This is a genomic window from Komagataeibacter intermedius TF2, from assembly GCF_000964425.1.
Lineage (GTDB): Bacteria > Pseudomonadota > Alphaproteobacteria > Acetobacterales > Acetobacteraceae > Komagataeibacter > Komagataeibacter intermedius.
The window spans coordinates 1-1,244 of the sequence record NZ_BANF01000300.1; the positions used below are offsets into that span (position 1 = coordinate 1).

The window sequence follows — 1,244 nt, forward strand, 5'->3', positions numbered from 1 at the left end:
CTGAATTCTCATTCAATGCCCCACTAAAAATGGGGGGATTACCCGGGCAGGATGCGGTCAGACTGATCAGCGAGAACCCCTATCGGTTGGCGAAGGACATCCGGGGCATCGGGTTCAAGACCGCCGACCAGATCGCCCGGAAGATGGGGATCGCGCCTGATGCCATGATCCGGGTGAGGGCCGGGATCTCCTATGCCCTTGGTGAGGCGATGGATGAAGGGCATTGCGGCCTCCCGGTCGGTGAACTCCTGACCAGCACCGCCGAACTGCTGGAGGTCGCCGCCCCTCTGATCGAAACAGCCCTCGCGCTGGAGCTGGAAGCGGGAGACGTGGTCGCTGATAGCGTGGGAGAGACGAGTTGCATCTTCCTTGCCGGCCTGTATCGTGCGGAGCAGAGCATCGCCGAGCGATTGCGCGCCTGCGCCGTGGGTCGGCCGCCCTGGCCGGAGATCGATGCTGAAAAGGCCATGACCTGGGTGGAAGGCAAGACCGGACTTGCCATGGCGCCCAGCCAGCAGGAAGCGGTGCGCCTTGCACTGCGTAGCAAGGTGCTGGTGATCACGGGTGGTCCTGGCGTGGGCAAGACCACGCTGGTCAACGCCATTCTGAAGATCGTGACTGCCAAGGGCACAGACGTGCAACTTTGCGCGCCGACCGGCCGGGCGGCGAAGCGCCTGTCGGAAAGCACGGGGCTGGAAGGCAAGACCATCCATAGACTGCTGGAGACGGATCCGGGCAATGGCACCTTCAAGCGGGACGATACCAACCCGCTGACCTGCGACCTGCTGGTCGTGGACGAGGCCAGCATGGTCGACGTGCTGCTGATGCGCTCCCTGCTGCGCGCGTTACCTGACAGCGCGGCTCTGCTGATCGTCGGCGACGTGGACCAGTTGCCTTCTGTCGGACCGGGGCAGGTGCTGGCCGACATCATCGGCTCCGATGCTGTCCCTGTGGTGCGCCTGACCGAGGTGTTCCGCCAGGCGGCACAGAGCCGGATCATCACCAATGCGCATCGGATCAACGAGGGCAGGATGCCCGAACTGAGCGCGGAAGAGGGATCGGATTTCTACTTCGTGGAGGCGGCCGAGCCCGAGGTCGGGCTGCGCAAGTTGCTGGCCGTGGTGAGGGATCGCATCCCGGCGCGGTTCGGGCTGGACCCGGTTCGCGACGTGCAGGTGCTTTGCCCGATGAACCGGGGTGGCCTTGGGGCGCGGTCGCTGAATATCGAATTGCAGCAGGCGCTG

At 64.6% G+C, this 1,244-nt stretch carries 1 protein-coding gene; it reads left to right on the plus strand.

Going from position 1 to position 1,244, the window contains the following annotated elements:
• A partial coding sequence (locus B7449_RS17190) for an AAA family ATPase (RefSeq protein ID WP_048883910.1) occupies positions 1–1,244 on the plus strand: 1,244 nt, incomplete at both ends.